The organism is Kitasatospora sp. NPDC088391 (assembly GCF_044753345.1).
Taxonomy (GTDB): Bacteria; Actinomycetota; Actinomycetes; order Streptomycetales; family Streptomycetaceae; genus Kitasatospora.
This window is the reverse complement of record NZ_JBIVNB010000002.1, coordinates 673,394-692,574: the sequence shown is the minus strand read 5'-3', so window position 1 is coordinate 692,574 and position 19,181 is coordinate 673,394. Positions and strand designations below refer to the sequence as shown.

At 75.5% G+C, this 19,181-nt stretch carries 18 protein-coding genes; 9 read left to right on the top strand and 9 right to left on the bottom strand.

Annotated elements, in window-relative coordinates; translation table 11 throughout:
• Nucleotides 1-213 precede the first annotated feature (213 nt).
• Nucleotides 214-1,857 (bottom strand): malate synthase A, encoded by a 1,644-nt coding sequence (gene aceB / locus ACIQBJ_RS07495; RefSeq protein WP_400705111.1) that lies wholly within the window; start codon nucleotides 1,855-1,857, stop codon nucleotides 214-216.
• A gap of 125 nt (nucleotides 1,858-1,982) precedes the next feature.
• On the opposite strand from aceB, the gene ACIQBJ_RS07490 reads away from it, so the two are divergent.
• A complete protein-coding gene (locus ACIQBJ_RS07490) occupies nucleotides 1,983-2,753 on the top strand; it encodes an IclR family transcriptional regulator (protein WP_400705108.1) in 771 nt (256 codons plus the stop codon).
• 68 nt (nucleotides 2,754-2,821) lie between these two features.
• A complete protein-coding gene (locus ACIQBJ_RS07485) occupies nucleotides 2,822-3,388 on the top strand; it encodes a Uma2 family endonuclease (protein WP_400705105.1) in 567 nt (188 codons plus the stop codon).
• 66 nt (nucleotides 3,389-3,454) lie between these two features.
• On the opposite strand, the gene ACIQBJ_RS07480 is transcribed toward ACIQBJ_RS07485, so the two are convergent.
• Nucleotides 3,455-4,042, bottom strand: coding sequence for a hypothetical protein (locus ACIQBJ_RS07480; RefSeq protein ID WP_400705102.1), 588 nt, complete (start codon nucleotides 4,040-4,042; stop codon nucleotides 3,455-3,457).
• 222 nt (nucleotides 4,043-4,264) lie between these two features.
• Here ACIQBJ_RS07480 and ACIQBJ_RS07475 point away from each other — a divergent pair, with 222 nt between their 5' ends.
• Entirely contained in the window at nucleotides 4,265-4,720 is a 456-nt protein-coding gene (locus tag ACIQBJ_RS07475; RefSeq protein ID WP_400705100.1) for a hypothetical protein, read from the top strand.
• A gap of 7 nt (nucleotides 4,721-4,727) precedes the next feature.
• On the opposite strand, the gene ACIQBJ_RS07470 is transcribed toward ACIQBJ_RS07475, so the two are convergent.
• Both ACIQBJ_RS07470 and ACIQBJ_RS07465 read right to left on the bottom strand, forming a co-directional pair.
• Nucleotides 4,728-5,921, bottom strand: coding sequence for a hypothetical protein (locus ACIQBJ_RS07470; protein ID WP_400705098.1), 1,194 nt, complete (start codon nucleotides 5,919-5,921; stop codon nucleotides 4,728-4,730).
• A 374-nt stretch (nucleotides 5,922-6,295) separates the two neighbouring features.
• A complete protein-coding gene (locus ACIQBJ_RS07465) occupies nucleotides 6,296-7,570 on the bottom strand; it encodes an esterase/lipase family protein (RefSeq protein WP_400705096.1) in 1,275 nt (424 codons plus the stop codon).
• 209 nt (nucleotides 7,571-7,779) lie between these two features.
• Here ACIQBJ_RS07465 and ACIQBJ_RS07460 point away from each other — a divergent pair, with 209 nt between their 5' ends.
• The 3 genes from ACIQBJ_RS07460 (at nucleotide 7,780) to ACIQBJ_RS07450 (ending at nucleotide 10,969) form a co-directional block, all read left to right on the top strand.
• Nucleotides 7,780-8,175: a ribonuclease domain-containing protein gene (locus tag ACIQBJ_RS07460; RefSeq protein ID WP_400705093.1), complete on the top strand. Its 396-nt coding sequence runs from the start codon at nucleotides 7,780-7,782 to the stop codon at nucleotides 8,173-8,175.
• A 91-nt stretch (nucleotides 8,176-8,266) separates the two neighbouring features.
• Complete coding sequence (locus tag ACIQBJ_RS07455) at nucleotides 8,267-8,596, top strand: MoaF-related domain-containing protein (RefSeq protein WP_400705090.1); 330 nt, start codon at nucleotides 8,267-8,269, stop codon at nucleotides 8,594-8,596.
• 138 nt (nucleotides 8,597-8,734) lie between these two features.
• Entirely contained in the window at nucleotides 8,735-10,969 is a 2,235-nt protein-coding gene (locus tag ACIQBJ_RS07450; RefSeq protein ID WP_400705087.1) for an arabinofuranosidase catalytic domain-containing protein, read from the top strand.
• A gap of 220 nt (nucleotides 10,970-11,189) precedes the next feature.
• On the opposite strand, the gene ACIQBJ_RS07445 is transcribed toward ACIQBJ_RS07450, so the two are convergent.
• Both ACIQBJ_RS07445 and ACIQBJ_RS07440 read right to left on the bottom strand, forming a co-directional pair.
• On the bottom strand, nucleotides 11,190-12,377 hold the full coding sequence (locus ACIQBJ_RS07445) for an alpha/beta hydrolase (protein ID WP_400705084.1): 1,188 nt from the start codon (nucleotides 12,375-12,377) through the stop codon (nucleotides 11,190-11,192).
• A gap of 186 nt (nucleotides 12,378-12,563) precedes the next feature.
• The gene (locus tag ACIQBJ_RS07440; RefSeq protein ID WP_400705081.1) at nucleotides 12,564-13,328 is read right to left on the bottom strand and encodes an SDR family NAD(P)-dependent oxidoreductase; all 765 of its coding nucleotides are present in this window, start codon (nucleotides 13,326-13,328) and stop codon (nucleotides 12,564-12,566) included.
• Between the two features lie 152 nt (nucleotides 13,329-13,480).
• Between ACIQBJ_RS07440 and ACIQBJ_RS07435 the strand changes: the two genes are divergently transcribed.
• Nucleotides 13,481-14,137 carry a TetR/AcrR family transcriptional regulator gene (locus tag ACIQBJ_RS07435; RefSeq protein WP_400705078.1) on the top strand — a complete coding sequence of 219 codons (657 nt, stop codon included), beginning with the start codon at nucleotides 13,481-13,483 and terminating at the stop codon, nucleotides 14,135-14,137.
• 37 nt (nucleotides 14,138-14,174) lie between these two features.
• On the opposite strand, the gene ACIQBJ_RS07430 is transcribed toward ACIQBJ_RS07435, so the two are convergent.
• The 3 genes from ACIQBJ_RS07430 to ACIQBJ_RS07420 form a co-directional block, all read right to left on the bottom strand.
• Nucleotides 14,175-15,038 carry a universal stress protein gene (locus tag ACIQBJ_RS07430; protein ID WP_400705075.1) on the bottom strand — a complete coding sequence of 288 codons (864 nt, stop codon included), beginning with the start codon at nucleotides 15,036-15,038 and terminating at the stop codon, nucleotides 14,175-14,177.
• Between the two features lie 84 nt (nucleotides 15,039-15,122).
• Nucleotides 15,123-16,373 carry an alpha/beta fold hydrolase gene (locus ACIQBJ_RS07425; RefSeq protein WP_400705072.1) on the bottom strand — a complete coding sequence of 417 codons (1,251 nt, stop codon included), beginning with the start codon at nucleotides 16,371-16,373 and terminating at the stop codon, nucleotides 15,123-15,125.
• Between the two features lie 99 nt (nucleotides 16,374-16,472).
• Entirely contained in the window at nucleotides 16,473-17,126 is a 654-nt protein-coding gene (locus tag ACIQBJ_RS07420; protein WP_400705069.1) for a tetratricopeptide repeat protein, read from the bottom strand.
• 110 nt (nucleotides 17,127-17,236) lie between these two features.
• Between ACIQBJ_RS07420 and ACIQBJ_RS07415 the strand changes: the two genes are divergently transcribed.
• Together ACIQBJ_RS07415 and ACIQBJ_RS07410 are read left to right on the top strand one after the other, a co-directional pair.
• On the top strand, nucleotides 17,237-18,412 hold the full coding sequence (locus tag ACIQBJ_RS07415; RefSeq protein ID WP_400705065.1) for a sensor histidine kinase: 1,176 nt from the start codon (nucleotides 17,237-17,239) through the stop codon (nucleotides 18,410-18,412).
• Nucleotides 18,406-19,092 (top strand): response regulator, encoded by a 687-nt coding sequence (locus ACIQBJ_RS07410; protein ID WP_400705062.1) that lies wholly within the window; start codon nucleotides 18,406-18,408, stop codon nucleotides 19,090-19,092. The genes ACIQBJ_RS07415 and ACIQBJ_RS07410 overlap by 7 nt, the downstream gene beginning before the upstream one ends.
• The last annotated feature ends 89 nt before the right edge of the window (nucleotides 19,093-19,181 follow it).

Sequence of the window (19,181 nt, the reverse complement as noted above, 5' to 3'; positions counted from 1 at the left end):
GAGATCGAAGGCGGCGGAGGTGACATTAGCTGCTCTGCCGACTGAGCTACACCGGCACGGAGCGCCGATGGCGGGACTCGAACCCGCGACACGCCCATTAACAGTGGAAGTAACCCCTGCCTGCGCACCCGGACGAGACCGACCCTACCGACGCCCCGCCCGCACCCGCACCCGGTTTTCCGGCCCCGTCCCCGGGCGGGCCGGGGCGGGGTCTCAGTCGAGCAGCGCGAGCGCGGGGAGGGTGAGGAAGTCCGGGAACTCCTCGGCGAGGGCGACCTGTTCGAAGAGGACGGCGGCCTCGGTCCAGCGCCCGGTGGCGTACGCCTGCTCGCCGAACTCGGTCCGCAGGGCGGCGAGTTCCTCGGCGACCAGGCGGCGGACCAGCTCGGCGGTGGTCTTTTCGCCGGTGTCGGCGAGGACGACGCCGTTGTGGACCCACTGCCAGATCTGCGAGCGGGAGATCTCGGCGGTCGCGGCGTCCTCCATCATGTGGAAGATGGCGACCGCGCCGAGGCCGCGCAGCCACGCCTCGATGTAGCGCAGGCCGACCTGGACGGCGTTGTGCAGTCCGGCGCGGGTGCAGCTGCCGCCCGCGCCGGCGACGTCGAGCAGCCGGGCCGCCGTCACCTCGCCGTCCGGGCCCGGGTTCTCCTTCTGGTGCGGGCGGTCGCCGAGCACCGCGTCGAAGCACTCCCGGGCCACCGGCACCAGGTCGGGGTGGGCGACCCAGGAGCCGTCGAAGCCGCCGCCGGCCTCCCGCTCCTTGTCGGCCCGGACCTTCACCAGGGCGGCGGCGTTCACCTCCGGGTCCGTGCGGGAGGGGATGAACGCGGCCATCCCGCCGATGGCGTGCGCGCCGCGCCGGTGGCAGGTCCGCACCAGCAGCCGGGTGTAGGCGGCCATGAACGGGGAGGCCATGGTGACGGTGTTGCGGTCGGGCAGGACGTAGTGCCCGCCGGCGTCCCGGAAGTTCTTCACGATCGAGAACAGGTAGTCCCACCGGCCGGCGTTCAACCCGGCGGCGTGCTCGCGCAGTTCGTACAGGATCTCGTCCATCTCGAAGGCGGCGGTGACGGTCTCGATCAGCACGGTGGCGCGGATCGTGCCGTGCGGGACGCCGAGTTCGGCCTGCGCGCGGGTGAAGACCTCGTTCCAGAGCCGGGCCTCCAGGTGGCTCTCGGTCTTGGGGAGGTAGAAGTACGGGCCGGAGTTGGGGTCCTGCGCGCCCCTGGCGAGCAGCCGGGCGGCGTTGTGGAAGAAGTACAGGCCGAAGTCGAGGAGCGCGCCCGCGACCGGCGTGCCGTCCACCGTCAGGTGGCGCTCGTCCAGGTGCCAGCCGCGCGGGCGGACCACGACGGTGGCGAGTCCGGCGGCGGGCCCGAGGGCGTACGCCTTGCCCCGGGCGTCGGTGAAGTCGATCCGGCCCTCGAAGGCGTCGATCAGGTTGACCTGGCCGGTCAGGACGTTCTCCCAGGTGGGGGCGGTGGCGTCCTCGAAGTCGGCGAGCCAGACCTTCGCGCCGGAGTTGAGCGCGTTGACCACCATCTTGCGGTCGGTGGGGCCGGTGATCTCGACCCGGCGGTCCGTCAGGGCGGGCGGGGCGGGGGCGACCTGCCAGTCGGCGGCCCGGACGCCGGCAGTCTCCGGGAGGAAGTCCAGCGTCCCGGTCCGGGCGATCTCGGCGCGGCGCGCCCCGCGGGCGGCCAGCAGTTCCTGCCGCCGGGCCTCGAACGCCCGGTGCAGGCCCGCGACGAAGGCCACCGCCGCCGGGGTCAGCACCTCCTCGGCGCGCGCCACCGGCGGGCCCGCGACCACGACACCGGGGACAACGGGGGACGGACCCTGATCTGCGGCCATGGCGGGACTCTCCTCGGGCAGTTCCGTTCTGTAGGGTGGAGACTAGTTTCCGCGATACAGAATTTCAACGGTTTGTTGATCGGATCGCGCGGAGCCCGCCCCCACCACAGCAAAGGGAACCGCCCGTGGCCAGCACGCCCACCGAACGCACCACCAACTCGGTGCAGTCCGTCGAGCGCGCCTTCCGGCTCCTCGAGGTGCTCGCCGACTCCGGCGGCGTCGCCACCCTCAGCGAGCTGTCCGGCGCCTCCGGCCTGGCGATGCCGACCATCCACCGGCTGGTCCGCACCCTGGTCGCCCAGGGCTACGTCCGGCAGGACAGCGCCCGCCGCTACACCCTCGGCCCGCGGCTGATCCGCCTCGGCGAGACCGCCGGCCGCCTGCTCGGCTCCTGGGCCCGCCCGCACCTCGCCGAACTGATGGAGGCGACCGGCGAGACCGCCAACCTCGCCGTGCTGGAGGGCGGCGAGGCGGTGTACGTCGGGCAGGTCCAGTCCCGGCGCTCGATGCGGATGTTCACCGAGGTCGGCCGCCGCGTCCAGCCGCACTGCACCGGCGTCGGCAAGGCCCTGCTCGCCCAGCTCCCCGAGGACGAGGCCCGCGCCCTGCTCGGCCCCGGCCCGCTCCAGGCCCACACCCCGCACACCGTCACCGACCCCGGCGCACTGCTCGCCCAGCTCGCCGCCGCCCGCGAGCGCGGCTACGTCGTCGACGACCAGGAGCAGGAGATCGGCGTCCGCTGCCTCGCCGTCGCCGTCCCAGGCGCCCCCACCCCCACCGCCCTCTCCGTCTCCGGCCCCGAGGCCCGCATCCAGGCCCTCGAAACCCAGTCCGGCGCCAGCGCCCTGGTCCCCCTCCTCCAGTCGATCGCGGCCCGCCTCGGCGAAGTCCTCTGACCGGAACCGCCGAACAGTACGCTGGGCCCAGCAGCACGGAGCCCGCCGACTCCCGAGGAGGTACGCCGATGACCGCCGAGATGGTCGCGCCCGAGTGGATGCACCACCAGATCACCGCGGACGAGTACGACTCCTGGTCCGAGGAGCAGTGTGCGGGCATCGAGGTCGTGGACGGGATGGTCGTCGTGAGCCCGAGCGCGTCCAAACGGCACAACCGCCTGGCCCGGATCCTGGCGAACGCCCTGGACGCGGCCGCCGGTCCGGACTGGAACGCCGACACGGACTTCGACGTCCGGCTGCAGGACGTGCCGCTCACCAACCGGCGGCCCGATGTCGTGGTCTACCGGGCCGAGACCATCGACATCACGCCCACCCGACCGGAGCACGTCCTCCTGGTCGTCGAGGTCGTGTCACCCGGCTCGGAGACCACCGACCGCATCGTGAAGGTGGAGCAGTACGCCCGGGCGGGCATCGCCTTCTACTGGCGGATCGAGCAGACCGCCAACGGCGTCCCCCTCGTCTGCACTTACGTTCTCGACCCCGCGAGCCGGTCCTACCGCGACACGGACGTGTTCACGGGCACCATCAGGACGGCCGCTCCGTTCGCCGTCGAGATCGACCTCGGCGCGATCTGACACGTACGCGTGCGCGCCCGCGTTCCTCGGGAACGTCCCGGGTCGGGGCCGCCCGGTCGTTCCGGGTCACCGGCACCAGAACAGGAACGGGGTGCAGGTCGGGGACGGCGAGGGCTTCGAACCGGGCGGGCCGCCGGGCGCGGTGGCGGCCGGGGTGCTCGGCGCGGGCGTGGTCGCGGGGGCCGCGACCGGGACGGCGGTCGACGGCGCGGTGGTGGCAGGTGCGGCGCCGGACGGCTTCGCCCCCGGGCTGCGGGACGGCTTGGCGGTGGTCGCGGACGGCGTCGGGGCGTCCGACGGCGCAACGCTCGCGGGGGCCGACGACGGCGCCGGCCGGTCGGGGCTGCCGACGGGGGCGGGCGGCGGGGAACCCGCTCCGCCGTCGACGGTGGCGGCGACCACGCCGGCCCCGCCGAGGACGAGCCCGGCGGCGGTGAGCACGGCGACCCGGCGACCCGGTCGGCCGGCCCGGCGCCGGGAGCCGGCCCGGTCCCGGCGGGGCCGGTCCGCGACGACGGCGGGCAGCACGGCGGCGGGGGAGGCCCGGGGCGCCTCCGGGACGGGGCCGACACCGGCCGGGGCGCCGCAGCCGGGGCAGGAGAACGCGCCGTTGAGGTGGCGCCGGCAGGGCACGCAGTAACTCGTAGCTGTCATCGGTGGTCGGAGCTTTCGCAGGTCTGGGGGATCTCCGAGCTTGGCAGAACACGATCACCTGCGGCATGGACGACCTGTGAGGCCTTCGCGGAGATCCGTTGCGGAGACGAACCACGGCTCCGACCGCGGGCGACCTGCCCGGCGGGCGCGCTGCGCCGCGGATTCCCCCGGCGTGCGGCTACGCTGAGTGAACGTCAGACCGCCGTCCGCTGGAGCGTTCCCGTGCACCGTCTCGTTCCGCTGCTCGTCGCCCCCGTGCTCGCGCTGGCCGGGCCGGCCGCGGCTCCCGCCGTCTCGGACTCGGACCTCCAGGTGGTGCGGCTGGACCCGGACCCGGTCGCGCCGGGCGGGACGACCACGGTGCACGCCTTCGTCGCCAACGGCGGGCCGGAGCGGACGGCCTCGGCGTTCACGGTGCTGGTGGACCTGCCCGCCGGGTTCACCGCGGAGGGCCCGTACTTCCCGTCCTCCTGCACCGCGTCCGCCGCCGGCCGGCGGGTCAGCTGCACCTTCCCGGCGGGCCTTCCGCCGCTGCGCTCGGCGACGGCCCTGGTCCCGGTCCGCGCGGACGCGCACCTGCCCCGCGGCCTGACGTCCTCGGGGCAGGTGCGGGTGGTGGGCGCGGACGACCACGACCCGGCGAACAACCTGACGCCGTTCGCCCTGCGGGTCTCCTGACGGGTCGTCAGCGGTAGACCCGGACCCAGTCGGCGCTGAAGCCGATCGGCGTGCCGCCGCTCGCCGCGGGGTGGTACTGCCCGGCGCCGATCGACAGGTTGAGGATCGGGTAGGCCGACCAGTTCGGGCCGACGCCGTTGCCGTCGGAGAACACCTTCTCCCCGTTGACGTACCACTCGACGGTGTCGGCGCCGTAGTAGGTGCCGACGGTGACCCAGCGGTCGGGGCCGACCGCGCCCGCGTCGGTGTGGTACTTCAGGCTGGACCGTATCCGGTTGGAGAGTTCCAGCAGGTTCGGGTTGTCGGGGTGGTACTCGAAGGAGTCGATCTCGTTGTTGCCGTCCTTCCAGGTCCACAGCGCGGGCCAGGCGCCGTCCGCGGCGGGGAGCTTGACCCGGGCCTCGATGTAGTCGCCGGTGCGGACCTGGAAGCCCTCCTGGCTGTACTCGGTGGTCAGCATGCCGGTGTCCCAGGCCCGCTTGCCGCTCTCCAGGGTGTGCGCGGACGGGGTGGCGGTGAAGACGGCCGCGCCGCCGGAGACGGTGACGGCGGACTGCGCCAGCCAGTCGAGCTTGTTGTCGTCCGGGTTGTGGGTGCCGTAGCGGTAGGAGCTGGAGCGGTCGCCCGTCCACTTGGCACCCCAGGCGATCGGCCCGTCGAACTCGTCGGACCAGGTCAGCTCCTTGCCCTGGACGGGGCCGGACGGCACGGTCGGGGCGGTCGGGGCGGTGACGGCCAGGGTGCGCGAGGGCAGGTTGTGCCAGCCGCCCGCGGTGTCCTGCCAGAAGCCGAACTGGGTGTAGTCGCCGGCCGGGAGGTTCCGCGCGCCGGTGGTGACGGTGGTGCCGCCGGGGCAGATCCGGACGTTGCTCGCGCTGCCGGGGAAGTCCAGGTTCGCGCCGGAGGCGTCCCGGACGCCGACGCCGACGGTCCTGGCGGTGAAGCAGCGGGCGGCGTGCAGGGTCACCGAGGCGGTGCCCGCGGTGCCCGCGGTCATGCCCGCCGGGGCGAGCCGGTCCTGGGTGACGGTGGGGGTGGCGGCCGCTCCGGCGGGGGTGGTGGCGAGCGGGACGCCGACCAGCGCGGCCGCGCCGGCCAGCACGCCGAGCCGGGCGAGGGAGGCGGGGCGGGCGGGACGGTCGGAACCGGCGGGACGGGCGGGGGAAGCGGGGCGGGCAGGGGTGGCGAGGGGTCGTCGCATGGAAGGGGGTCCTCCGCGACGCCTGCGAGGTGAGCTGTCGGGTTCGGGCGCCGAGGTCGCCCGGCCGCGTCGGCCCGCGCTGGGTCGGGCGCGGGCGCGGCTTCACCCCGAGCCGCGCCGCTCACCACGGCTGCCGGGCGGGCCCGGGCAGGCACGGGGGAAGGCACGGCGTACTGCCGTGGGTCCCCCGCTCCCGCCCGTGGTGTGCTGGGGGAACCGCGCCGTCGGCCGGGCAGGATTCGGCGTCCCGACGGCGGGTCCGCCCGAACGGGCGGCTTCTGCAGGCTAGGCGGATTGTCGCTTTGTCTCCAATAGCCACCGGCCCGCTGAGAGCAGCCTCACAGGCCCTCATGTGACGCCGCTCACCAGGGCGTTCATCCCAGCCAGGCGCGGACCTGCCCGATCGCCTCCGGGGCCCAGGCCAGCTCCATGTGGTTCAGACCACTCAGCAGTGCGGTGCCGCCGACCGTCCCGTACCCGGCGGTGTCCAGCGCGCTGGCGGTGAACACCAGCCCGTCGCTCGGCCCGCGGTTCTCGTTCAGGATGCCGGGGACGTCCGCCGAGCCGCCCGCCAGCAGGTAGCTCCGCACGGCGGCCGGGACGCCCGCCCGCTTCAGCGGGGCGATCAGCGAGCCGGCGTCGATCGCGGCCTGGATGCCCCGGCCGGAGGTGTAGTAGCCCTGGCCGCCGTAGTACGTGGTCCACCAGTCCTGCATCGTGCCGTCCACCCCGTACGTGCCGTCCCAGCGGGCCAGCAGCTGCCGCTGGCCGGGGAAGCAGTCGCGGCCTCCGCCGGGCAGCACGCCCAGGCAGGGCTGCGCGGTGTAGCTGCCGTAGCAGGTCATGTACAGGTGCGGGGAGGGCGCGTTGGCGGTGCCGCCGCAGGCCGGCCAGGTGGCCAGCGAGAACGCCCAGCCGTGCGCGTAGACGTAGTCGAGGCCGCCGTTCGGGCCGCCCAGGGTGACCAGTCGGCGCACGTCGCCCGCGTAGGACCGGCCCCAGGACGGCTTCACCGAGGAGACCCAGGCGCGGGCCGCGACCTCGCCCTTGCTCCAGGCCACCAGGTCCACCTGGGGCGCGCCGGTCCTGGCCCGGATCAGCGCGAGCGCGTCGCCGACCGCCTGCGCCTGCATCAGGTCGTCGCCCTGCTTGTGCGCGAACCCGATCGCGAAGACCCGGTGCCCGGCCGCCGCGAGCGCCTGCGCCATGCCGGTGGCCGGGCAGCTCGACGCCCCGCAGCTGCCGCTCTCCCCCGGGTTCGCCCAGGCCCGGTCGGCGTTGTCGTTGGCCCCGTGCACCAGCAGCACGGGCGTCCCGGCGGCGGTGTCCCAGCCCGCCGCGCTGTACAGCAGGAACCGGCCGGAGAACGGGCGCCCGACCCCGCCGAAATAGGTGACGCGGGCGCCGTCCTGGTCGCCGCGCCCGTCGTCCGGGTACTGCTCCTGGGTGAATCCCGGCGTGCCGTCCAGGTAGCGCTCGACCTGCGCCCAGCCGTTGCCGGGCGCGCCGAACACCGCCTCCCTGGTGAGGTACGCGGGGGCGGTGGCGGGGGCGGTGGCGGGGGTCGCGGCCTGCACGGGGACGGGGCCGAGCGCGAGCAGCGCGCCGGCCAGCAGTGCGGTGATCAGGGACCTCAGCGGGTGGCGCACGCGGTCCTCCTTGCCCTGGTGACGGGGTGACGACGGGTCAGGTCACGGTAGGGGCGGGGCGGCCCGGCGCCCATGTGCCCGGCCCACAGGGCGGGGGCGCCGCCGGTGGCGGTACGCCACAAGTCGGCCGGTTTTCCCCGGAGTTACCCAGAAATGAAGTGTTCGCGCCAAGGGTTCCGCCGGGCCGGGGCCCGCGCCACACTGCTGGCATGCGAATGACTCTACGCGCGTTGAAAATCCGTTCCGCCTCGGTCGCCGCCCTCGGCCTGCTGGCCCTCGCCCCGGTCGCCGTGGCCACCACCGAGGCGCACGCCGCCGTCAGCGGCACCGTCTGCTACACCGCACTGCCCAGCCAGGGCCGCGACACCATCCGCCTGATCGACGCGGGCGGCCCGTTCCCGTACTCGCAGGACGGTGTCGTCTTCCAGAACCGCGAGGGCGTCCTCCCCGCGCAGAGCAGCGGCTACTACCACGAGTACACCGTCATCACCCCGGGCAGCCCGACCCGCGGCACCCGACGGATCATCACCGGCCGGACCTACCACGAGGACTACTACACGGCCGACCACTACGCGTCCTTCCGCCGCGTGAACTTCGGCTGCTGAGCGGAGCCCCGGTCGGATAGGTTGGAACGGCGGCGGCCGCACCCGGCCGCCGCCGTCCACCGCGCCGACCGTCCGAAGGACCGCCCACACCATGACCGCCGCCCCCCTGCCGGGCTTCGCCGGCCGCACCTACCTCTTCGAGGTCGACAACGGCGCCGCCTTCCGCAACTCCTACTCCGCGGACGGCACCCGGCTGCGCTGGGAGGGCCTCGGCGAGTCCGCCGGCCAGTACGAGGACGTCCCGCTGCACGCCGCCCAGGTCGCCCCCGGCATCTGGTTCGTCTCCTGGACGGAGCGCAGCGGCATCACCGTCAGCCACGTCATGGACCTCAACGCCCTCACCGTCAAGGTCTTCTGGACCTGGGAGGGCGAGACCGGCCGCGTCGGCGAACTCCACACCGGCACCCTCACCCCGGCCTGACGCCCCGCCCGGCGCGGCCGGGCATGCGCACAAAAGTTCGTGGACAGCGTCTGAGGGCCTGCCATAGTCTGCGCCGGGCCTCGGCGGGTCGGTGGTCGGGCCCGTTCCCAGCCCCCGCTGCCCCGAAAGGGTCCTCCCTTGTCCACGACCCGCAGTCGCCCCGGCCGGTGGAATCCGCTCCGCGCCCTGCTCGGCGTCCTGTCCGTCCTCGTCGCGAGCCTGGTCTCGCTGCCGACCGCGGCGGGAGCGAGCGGTAAGGGCCCCTGTGACATCTACGGCTCCCACGGCACGGCGTGCGTCGCCGCGCACAGCACCGTCCGGGCCCTGTTCACCGGCTACAGCGGCCCGCTGTACCGGCTCACCCGGGTCTCGGACGGGGCGGTGCACGACGTCTCCCCGCTGCCGGACGGCTACGCCGACGCGGCCGACCACGACGCCTTCTGCGCCGGGACCGAGTGCGCGATCACCCGGATCTACGACCAGACACCGAACCACAACGACCTGACCCCGGGCCCCGCGGGCGTCCCCTGGGGCACCCACTCGGCCTGGGGCACCGGCGCCGACCGGCCCGCGGACGCGAACGCGCTGGCGGTCACCGCGGGCGGCCACAAGGTGTACGGGGTCTGGATCACCCAGGGCGTGGGCTACCGGTCCGCCGGGCGGGCCGTCGGCGTCGCGGTGAACGGCGCGCCCGAGGGCGCCTACATGGTGGCGAGCGGCAAGCACGTCAACGCCGACTGCTGCTTCGACTACGGCAACGCGGAGACCGTACCCGCCGACACCGGCAACGCGCACATGGACGCCCTCACCCTCAGCACCAGGTGCTTCTTCGGGTCCTGCACCGGCTCGGGCCCGTGGGTCCAGGCCGACCTGGAGGACGGCCTGTTCTCCGGCGACGACGGGGTCAACCCCGCCAACCTCGGCAACAGCAGCCAGTTCGTCACGGCGATGCTGAAGAACGACGGGCAGAGCACGTACGCGCTCAAGGGCGGCGACGCCCGGTCCGGCGCGCTGAGCACCTGGTGGAACGGGCCGCTGCCGAGCCGGGGCACCTACCGGCCGATGAAGCAGGAGGGCGGCATCATCCTGGGCATCGGCGGCGACAACAGCAACTGGGCCGAAGGCACCTTCTTCGAGGGCGTCATGACGGCCGGTTACCCGAGCGACGCCGCCGAGGACGCGGTGCAGGCGAACATCGTCGCGGCGGGCTACGCCGGCCGGACCGGCGTCCCGAACGGGCCGCACGGCATGCTCGCCGGCGCGCAGGCGACCGTGGTCGACCACAACGGCGCCCTCGCGGTCTACGCCCTGGGCACCGACGCCCGGATCCACGAGAGCTACCAGCGCTCCCCCGGCGCGGGCAACTGGTCCGGCTGGGCGTCGCTCGGCGACGGCCAGGTCTACAGCCCCACCACCATCGCGAACGGCTTCGTCAGCGCGCCGAGCGCCTTCGTGGACGCGACGGGCCGGACGGTGCTGACCGCGATCGACGGTGCGGGCGACCTGGAGGAGAACTACCAGACCCTGCCCGGCAACGGCCCCTGGTCCGGCTGGCACCGCTACAGCACGCCGCAGCCGAACGGGGTCCGGTTCGTCGGCACGCCGTTCGCCACCAAGGACGTGAACGGCGTCAACGCGACGTACGTCCTGGGCACCGACGGCAACGTCTACGAGAACTACCTGAAGCCCGGCACCGGTTGGACCGGCTGGACGGCCGCGCCCGGCACGAACGGCTCGCTCGCCGGTTCCCCCAGCGTCTTCGTCGACTCCGCCGGCAAGACCGTCATCACCGCCCTCGACCGCTCCGGCAACCTTCAGGAGAGCTACCGGACCCAACCCGGCAACGGCCCCTGGTCCGGCTGGCACACCTACAACACCCCCCTCCCCAACGGGGTCTCCTTCGTCGGCACGCCGTTCGCCGGCAAGGACGCGAACGGTGTCAACACCACCTACGCCACCGGCACCGACGGCAACATCTACGAGAACCGTCTGACCCCCGGCGTCGGCTGGAACGGCTGGACGGCCGCACCCGGCACGAACGGCTCGCTCGTCAGCTCCCCCAGCGTCTTCGTCGACTCCGCCGGCAAGACCGTCATCACCGCCCTCGACCGATCCGGCAACCTCCAGGAGAGCTACCGGACCCAACCCGGCAACGGCCCCTGGTCCGGCTGGCACACCTACAACACCCCCCTCCCGAACGGGGTCTCCTTCGTCGGCGTCCCGAACTCGACCAAGGACCGCAACGGCGTCAACGTGACGTACGTCCTGGGCACCGACGGCAGCATCTACGAGAACTACCTGAAGCCCGGCGTCGGCTGGACCGGCTGGACGACCGCCCCCGGCACCCCGCCGGTGAGCCTGACCCGGTTCTGACCTGCCGGAGCGTCTTCTTCTCCCTCGTTCGCAGGCCCCGGCGGAGCACCCCTTTCTCCGCCGGGGCCCTCTTCCCTCCGCCCCCGGCCCGTCAGGGCCTCCTGTCCTTCCCCCCGGCCCGGCGAAACCTCCCCTTCCCCTCCGGCCCGGCGGCTCCGGCCCGCCAGGGCCCCCGTCCTCCCGGCTCCGCTCCGGCGGAGCCTCTTCCGCCCCGGGCCGGTCAGGGCTTGAGGTGGGCGGAGAGGAACTGGAAGCCGGCCGGGAGCAGGCGGATCCAGGTGGTGTAGTTGTGGCCGCCCTCGGGGACGGAGGCGACGGCGGTGGTGAGCGGGGGCTTCGCGGCGGCGGTGAAGGCGTCGGCGTCCTTGCGGAAGTCGCCGTCGCCCTTCTCGGCGCCGCTGAGCATCACGGCGGTGCCCGGCATCGGGAGGTGCTGGAGCCGCCACAGCAGGTCGGCCTCGTCGCGGCGCTGCTGGCTGCCCTTGAACAGGTCGCCGGTGGTGACGTCCTCGGCGGCCTTGAGGTAGCCGGAGATGGAGACGCCGCCCGCGAAGACCTCGGGGTGCCGCATGGCGAGCTTGGCCGCGCAGTAGCCGCCGGTGGAGTTGCCCATGACGCCCCAGGCGCCGGGGCCGGTGGCGAGGCGGTAGGTGGCGGCGAGGGCGCGCGGGGCGTCCTTGGCGAAGTAGGTCTCGGCCTGCGGGCCGCCGGGGACGTTCTCGCACTCGGGGTCGGCAGGCATCGCGGGCGAGGGCCGCATCAGGACCAGGACGGTGGGCTGCATCCGGCCGGCCCGGATCTCGTCCAGGGCGACGCCCGGGTAGTTGAAGCGGGTGATCAGCGCCTTGGCGTCGCCGGGGAAGCCGGTCATCGCGATGATCGCGGGGAACTTCCGCTGCTCGTTGCCGGGCTGGAAGTACTGCGGGGGCAGGTAGACGTAGCCGTCGGTGCTGAGGCCGGTGCGGGCGCCGGGTATCCGGACCGCGCGGATCTCGCCGACCTTGCCGGGGTCGCGGCCGAGGCCGGTGTTGACGGGTTCCCTGCCGGTCTCCTCGGCGGGCAGCAGCGGCAGGTTCGCCGGCTCGGGCTCCGGTTCGGGGGTGGCGCCGGGGGCGGGGGCGGTGCCGGGCGCGGGGGTGGGGGTGACGGCGGCCCGGACGCTGACCGGGGCGTCCTTGCCGCTGCCCAGCAGGTCGTCCCAACTGCTGTAGAACGAGAAGTAGTTGTTCGCCAGCAGGCCGATCACGGCGAGCAGTGCGAGCTGGCCGCCGAGCAGCACGCCGATCCGGCCGAGGACGGCCCGCCAGTGCCGGGCGGCGAGCGCGGGCCACCAGTGGACGGTGGCGGCGAGCACCCCGACCGCGATCTCGATCGTGAACAGCAGCAGCGTGGTGCTGGTCAGCCCCATGGCCCGTGATCCCCGTGTCTCCCACTCGCGGCGCGTCCGCGAGCCGGGTGGAGTCGGGTGCCTCGGGCTCGGCGCGGCCGTGACGAACGTGCGGTCAAGTATGCACGCCGTGGGGTGGACGTCCGCGCCGGGCCCGACGGTTCCCCCGGGCCCGGCGGTTCCGTGCCCCCCGACCCCCGGGGCGGGTCAGGCGTGGGTGCCGCCGTCGATCCGGATCTCGGTGCCGGTGACGAAGGCGCCGTCGTCGGAGGCCAGCATGGCGATCACGCCGGCCACCGTCTCGGGTCCGGCGAAGCCCCGGCCGAGGGCGGGCTGCAGCTTGGCGAACCAGGACAGGTCGGCGTCGGCGGGCAGGCCGGGGTCGGCGGTCATCCCGGAGGCGATCGAGCCGGGGGCGACGCAGACGGCGCGCAGGCCCTGCTTGGCGTACTCGGCGGCGACGGCGTGCGTGAAGGACTGGATGCCGCCCTTGGTCGCGGCGTACGCGGCCATGTAGGGGTGGGCGAAGGAGGCCGAGGTGGAGGAGAAGTTGACGACCACGCCGCGGCCGGTGGCGAGCAGCGCGGGCAGCGCCTCGCGGGTGACCAGGAAGGTGCCGGTCAGGTTGACCGCGAGCATCCGGTTCCAGAACTCCAGCGTGGTCTGCTCGGTGTGCGCGGAGCGCAGGATGCCGGCGGCGTTGACGACCGCGTCCAGGCCGCCGAGTTCGGTGATCGCGCCGCCCACCCCGGCCCGGACGGACGCCTCGTCGGAGACGTCGACCAGCCGGGTCAGCAGGCGGTCGGCGGTGCCGTCGGCCTCGGCCTGCGCGCGGGTGCCGGCCAGTCCGGCCTCGACCACGTCGGCGGCGACCACGGTGCCGCCCTCGGCCAGGACGCGGTGGACGGTGGCCCGGCCGATGCCGGAGCCGGCGCCGGTGATCAGGACGCGGCGGCCTTCGAAGCGGTGCATGGGGGTCTCCCTGGGGTGCGGGGCGGGTCGGTCCGACCTCTCGAAAGACACGGTACGCCTCGATGGCACGTTGTGCCACATTCGCATACGGTGACGTTCCGGCTACGCTGGAGATCTTCCGCGCCCGCGCCGCACCTCCGGGGGAACCGACCATGGCCGCACACCCGCCCGCACCCGACCGCGACCCGGGCCCCGCGCTGTCGCTGACCGAGCGGCGCAAGGCCGCCACCCAGCACGAGATCGCGCTCGCCGCGGCCCGCCTGTTCGCCGAGCGCGGCGCGGAGGGCACCACCGCCGAGGACATCGCGCGCACCGCGGGCGTCTCGCTGCGCACCTTCTACCGCTACTTCCGCACCAAGGAGGACGCCGTCGCCCCGCTGCTCGCGGAGGGCTCCCGGCAGTGGATCGCGCTGCTCGCGGCGGCCGGTCCCGGCAGCGCGCCGCTGCCCGCGCTGGTGGCGGCCGCCCGGGCCGCGCTGGACCCGGCGCCCGGGCAGCCCGCCGAGTCGCTGGTCTGGACCCGCGGGCTGCTGCGCGCGATGCCCGCGGACCCGGCGCTGCGCGACGTCTGGCACCGGGTCCACCACGAGGCGGAGGCCGCGCTGCTGCCCGTGCTGGCCCGGCTGGGCGGCCTCGACCCGGCGGGCCTGGACGCCCGGCTGCTGGCGGCCACCGCCAACACCGCGATGCGGGTCGCGGTCGAGACCTGGGCGGCGGGCGACGCCCCGCCCGCGGCCGCCGCCGAGCTGGCCGCCATCGCCCTGCACCGGCTGGCCGGCCCGCTCCCGGCCCCCGCCGCCGGGGACTGACCCCGGCCGGCACGGAGGTTCCGACCGGGACGGCGGTTCAGACCGGGACGACCGCCACCGGGCAGTGCGCGTGGTGCAGCACCGCGTGCACGGGGCCGGTCAGCCGCAGGCCGAAGCGCGGGGCGGGTTCGTAGCGGGAGAGCACCACCAGGGCGGCGGTGCGGGACTCTTCGACCAGCGTCGCGGCGGTGGAGCCGGTCAGCTGGTGGGCCGCCAGCTCGACCTCCGGGTAGTCCTCCCGGACGGGGTCGCAGGTCCGCCGCAGCAGCCGCTCGTGCAGTGCGGCCTCCTCGCCGGGCTCGTCGACCATCGGGGTCGTCCGTCCGACCTCGGCGACCACCGGCGACCAGGTGTGCAGGGCCCGCACCGGCAGCCCTCGGCGGGCGGCGCCCGCGCAGGCGAAGCGGAGCGCGGCGGCGTCCCGCTCGTCGTGGACGGCGACCAGGAAGGGGCCCGCGGGGTGGTCGGCGCCGCGGACCACCACCACGGGGCAGTCGGCGTGGGCGGCGACCCGGAGGCTGACCGAGCCCAGCAGCAGGGCGGCGAAGCCGCCGTGGCCGCGGGTGCCGAGGACGGCCAGCGTGGCGTGCTCGGCGGCGGCGAGCACGGCCTCGGCGGCGTCCCCGGGCACCACGTCGGCGGTGATCCGCAGCGCGGGGTGGGCGGCCTCCAGGGCGGCGCGGACGGTGTCCAGCAGTTCGGCGGCCTCGCGCAGGATCAGGTCGGTGACGGCGGTGCCGGTGCGCGGCGAGAGCGTGACGGTGCCGGTGTTGACGGCGTGCACGAGGTGCAGCCCGGTGCCGCGCCGCTCGGCCTCGCGGGCCGCCCACTCGGCGGCCGCGGCGGCGGGGGCCGAGCCGTCGACGCCCGCGACCACCCCGTTCGGTCCCCTGATCTCCATGACGCTCTCCTCGGAGCCGGGCTGGTCCTTCCAGGATGCTCCGCCCGGCGCGGGTCGGACAAACAGGGGCGTTCCGGGGCGGGGTCAGTGCTTCGCCGGGTCCTCGGCGCCGGTGTAGGGGGCGGTGGGCAGCGGGGCGCCGGTGAGGAAGGCGAGCACGGCGGCGCGGTACTCGGCGGGCCGGTCGACGGCGACGGCGTGGCCCGCGCCGGGCACGTACAGCAGGCGGGCGTCGGGCAGGGTGTCGCGGTACTCGCGGGTGACCTCCCAGTGCTTGTAGTCGCACTCGCCGCGCAGCACCAGGGCGGGGACGTGCACGGCGCGCAGCCGGGGGCGCGGGTCGGGGCGGGTGCGCAGGTCGGCGGCGATCAGCAGGTTGGCGTAGAACCCCGGTGTCCGGAGCGGGAGTTCGGCGGCGTGGCCGGGGTCGCAGGTGGCGGCGGGTCCGGCCGCGGCGAGCAGCCGGGCGAACAGGGCGTCGGCCTCGGCGTCGGGCACCAGGGCGTGCGCCTGGGCGGGGTCGAGGGCGGTGAGCAGGGTCCAGAGCGGGACGCGCGGACCGGGGCCGCCGATCCGGGAGACCCGGGCGCGCTGCTCGGGGGTGAGCCGGTCCCAGAGCTGCCCGGCCTGCTCGTCGGTGTGGGCGGGGGTCCAGAGCGCGCCGGGCGAGGTGAACACGACGGCGGCGACGTGCTCGGGGTGGGCCGCGAGGTACTCGGCGGCGAGGGTGCCGCCCCAGGAGGCGCCGATCAGCACCACCCGGTCGGCGCCGATCCGCTGCCGGACCGCCTCCAGGTCGTCGACCTGCCGCTGGACGGTGTAGCCGGAGAGGTCGGCGGGGCGGGGCGAGTCGCCGGAGCCCAGCTGGTCGTAGTCGTGGACGGGCCAGTCGGCCGCGGCGAGCGCGTCGGCGAGTCCGTCGGCGGCCTCGCCGGGGGTGCCGGGGCCGCCGTGCAGCCGGATCACGGGGGTGGCGCGGGGCGTTCCCCGGGCGGGGGTCAGGTGGTGGGCGAGGCGGGAGCCGGTGGGCAGGTCCCACAGGTCGGCGGCGGCGCCGGGGGCGGTCCGCTCCCCCGGCGGCAGGACGGCGGCGGCCAGGACGGCGGCCAGCAGCACGCCGATCACCGCGGGCGTGCGGCGCGGCCAGCCGCCGATCCGCCGGGCGGCCCGTCCGGGCAGCCCGCACCCGACGGCGGTCCCGAGCGCCGCCCCGGCCAGCATCGCCCAGGGCCGGGGCACCAGCGCGCCCGCCGCCACCAGTCCGGCCCCGGCCCCGAGCGTCCCACCGACCAGTCCGACCACCATCAGGGCCAGCGCGAGCAGTTGCTTCTTCATGCACCCCACCCTCGGACCGGGCCGGGCCGGGCCGCGTCCCCCCGCCGGCTCGGCCCGGTCCGCCCCCGGGTGGACCGGGCGCCGCCCGGGGGATCACGGTCACCCCGGGAGGCCGGTCTCCTTCCGGGCGCCGTCGATCCAGCCCGCGACGGCGTGCGCGCCGCTGCGGCGGGCGAGTTCGGCGGCCTCGTCGAGGAGCGCGGCGGCGTCCTCGCGGCGGTCCTGCTGGGTGGCGAGGTGGGCGAGGCCGACCAGGTTGGCGGCGACGCCGGGCAGGAAGCCGAGGTCGCGGCGGAGCCGGGTGGACTCCTCCAGGCGGGCGCGGGCCCGGTCGAGCCGGCCGGCCATGTGCTCGGCGAAGCCGAGGTGGCGCAGCGCGTAGGAGGCGGTGAGGCGGTCGTCGGCCTGTTCGGCGAGTTCGAGGGCGCGGGTGAACAGCGGCAGCGCGGTGTCGTGGTCGTCCCGGACGACCTGGTGGAAGGTGCCGGTCCAGAACAGCGCCTCGCCCTCGCCGCGCGGGTCGCCGAGCCCGCGGTACAGCGCGGCGGCGCGCTCGAACAGCGCCAACTCCTCGGCCTGTTCGACGCGTTCGGCCAGGTAGCGGGCGTGGACCAGGCGCCCGCGGGCCAGTGCGGTGTCGGCCTCCAGGGCGTCGAGGGCCCGTGCGCCGACCGCGAGTTGGGCGTTGTCACCGCCGAACGTGGCGCTGTGGTAGGCGTGTTCGGCCAGGGCGAGTCGTTCGTCTGCGGTCATGCGGTGATCGTATCCCCGCCGCCCGGGCCCCCCGGGTCCTCCCGCAGGGGGACGGGGCGTCAACTCCCGGGCGGACGACCGGCGGTGGGGACTGTCCTTAGCCTGGCGGAATGAGCAGTCGCTTCTTCGTCCGCCCCTCCCCCGGCCCGGCCCCGGCCCCGCCGCGCCCCTCCGGCCGGGGGAAGCGGGCGGGCCGGTGGCGGGCGGGCCGGTGGCGGGCGGACGGGCGGGTGGCGCGCGGGTGGTGGGTGGTGCTGGACGGGGTGGTGGCGTGGGCGTCGGCGGGGATCGCGGTGGGCGGGTCGGGGTACACGGCTTCGCTGCTGCACGGGCCGCCGGTGTCGCGGGCGGCGGTGGCGGTGTGGTTCGGGGCGCTGCTGGGGCGGCGGTTCGCGCCGGTGGCGGCGCTCTGGGCGGGGGCGGCGGCGACGGTCGCGGTGGTGGCGGTGGGCGGGCCGGTGACCAATCTGTCGTTGGCCTCGGCGCTGCCGCTGGCGGTGCTCGGCCGGACCAGGCCGCCCGTTCCGGCGGCGCTGCTGGCGGTGCTGCCGGTGGCGGCGGTGCTGCTGGCGCTGGCGCCGCGGCCCGGGTTCGCGCCGGTGTGCCTGGTGCACGCCGGTTCGGCGGCGGCGGGGGTGGCGGCGCGGGTCCGGGCGGGGCGGCGGCGGGCGGCCGCGGCGGACCGGGAGCGGCGCGCGCTGGCGGAGGAACGGGCGCGGATGGCACGGGAGTTGCACGATGCGGTGGGGCACGCGGTGACGGTGATGGTGATGCACGCGGGGGCGGCCCGGCTCTGCCTGGGGGGCGGCCCGGCGGAGGCGCGGGGGGCGCTGGAGCGGATCGAGCGGGTGGGCCGGACGGCGATGGAGGATCTGGACAAGGTGCTGGGACTGCTGGAGCCGTCCTCGCCCGGGCCGCTGGAGGGGGTGCTGCGGGCACTGCTCGCCGATCTGCCGCCCCGGCTGACCGGACAGCTCGAACTCCCTTCTTCCGCACTGGAGTTGACGCCTTCGCAGGCGGAGGCGGTGCACCGAGCGGTGCAGGAGTCGCTGACGAACACGCTGCGGCACTCGACGGCGACCGCGACCACCGTCCGGCTCTCCCCCGGCCCGGCGGCGCTGCGGCTGGTCGTCACCGACAACGGCCGTCCGCTGGAGGGGGGTTCGGGCGGGCGGGGCGGTCGCGGCCTGGCGGCGGCCCGGCACCGGGTGGCGGCGCTGGGCGGCACGGTGGTGGCAGGGCCGACGGCGGGGGGCTGGCGGCTGGAGGTGGTGCTGCCGTGGTGAGCGCGGGCGGGTCGGGGCCGGTCCGGGTGCTGGTGGTGGACGACGAGGACCTGATGCGGGCGGGGCTGCGGATGATGCTGGGGACGGCGCCGGACCTGCTGGTGGTCGGCGAGGCGGCGGACGGCGCGCAGGCGGTCCGGCTGGCCGGGGAGCTGCGGCCGGACGTGGTGCTGATGGACGTCCGGATGCCGGTGCTGGACGGGGTGGCGGCGACCCGGGAGCTGGCGGCGGGCTGTCCGGGGGCGCGGGTGCTGGTGCTGACCACCTTCGAGCTGGACGCGTACGTGTTCGCGGCGGTCCGGGCGGGCGCGGCCGGGTTCCTGTTGAAGCGTTCGCCGCCGGAGCTGCTGCTGGAGGCGGTGCGGACGGTGGCGGCGGGCGAGGCGCTGCTGGGGCCGTCGGTGACGCGGCGGCTGCTGGCGGAGTTCGCCCGCTCGGCCCCGGCGGAGGGCGGGGCGGCGGGGCGGCGGGCGCTGGCCCGGTTGACGGGGCGGGAGCGGCAGGTGCTGGAGCTGCTGGGCCGGGGCCGCTCGAACGCGGAGATCGCGGCCGTCCTGCACCTGGGCGAGGCGACCGTGAAGACGCACGTCCGCCGGGTGCTGGACAAGCTGGGGGTGCGGGACCGGGTGCACGCGGTGGTGTTCGCCTTCGACCACGGCGTGGTCCGCCCGGGGCCCTGAGCGCCGGTCCGCGCGCGAACCGGACCGAACCGGACCTGTCCGGAATATCGCACCCGAATTCTCCCCGGGGTCTATTACGGGCATCCGGG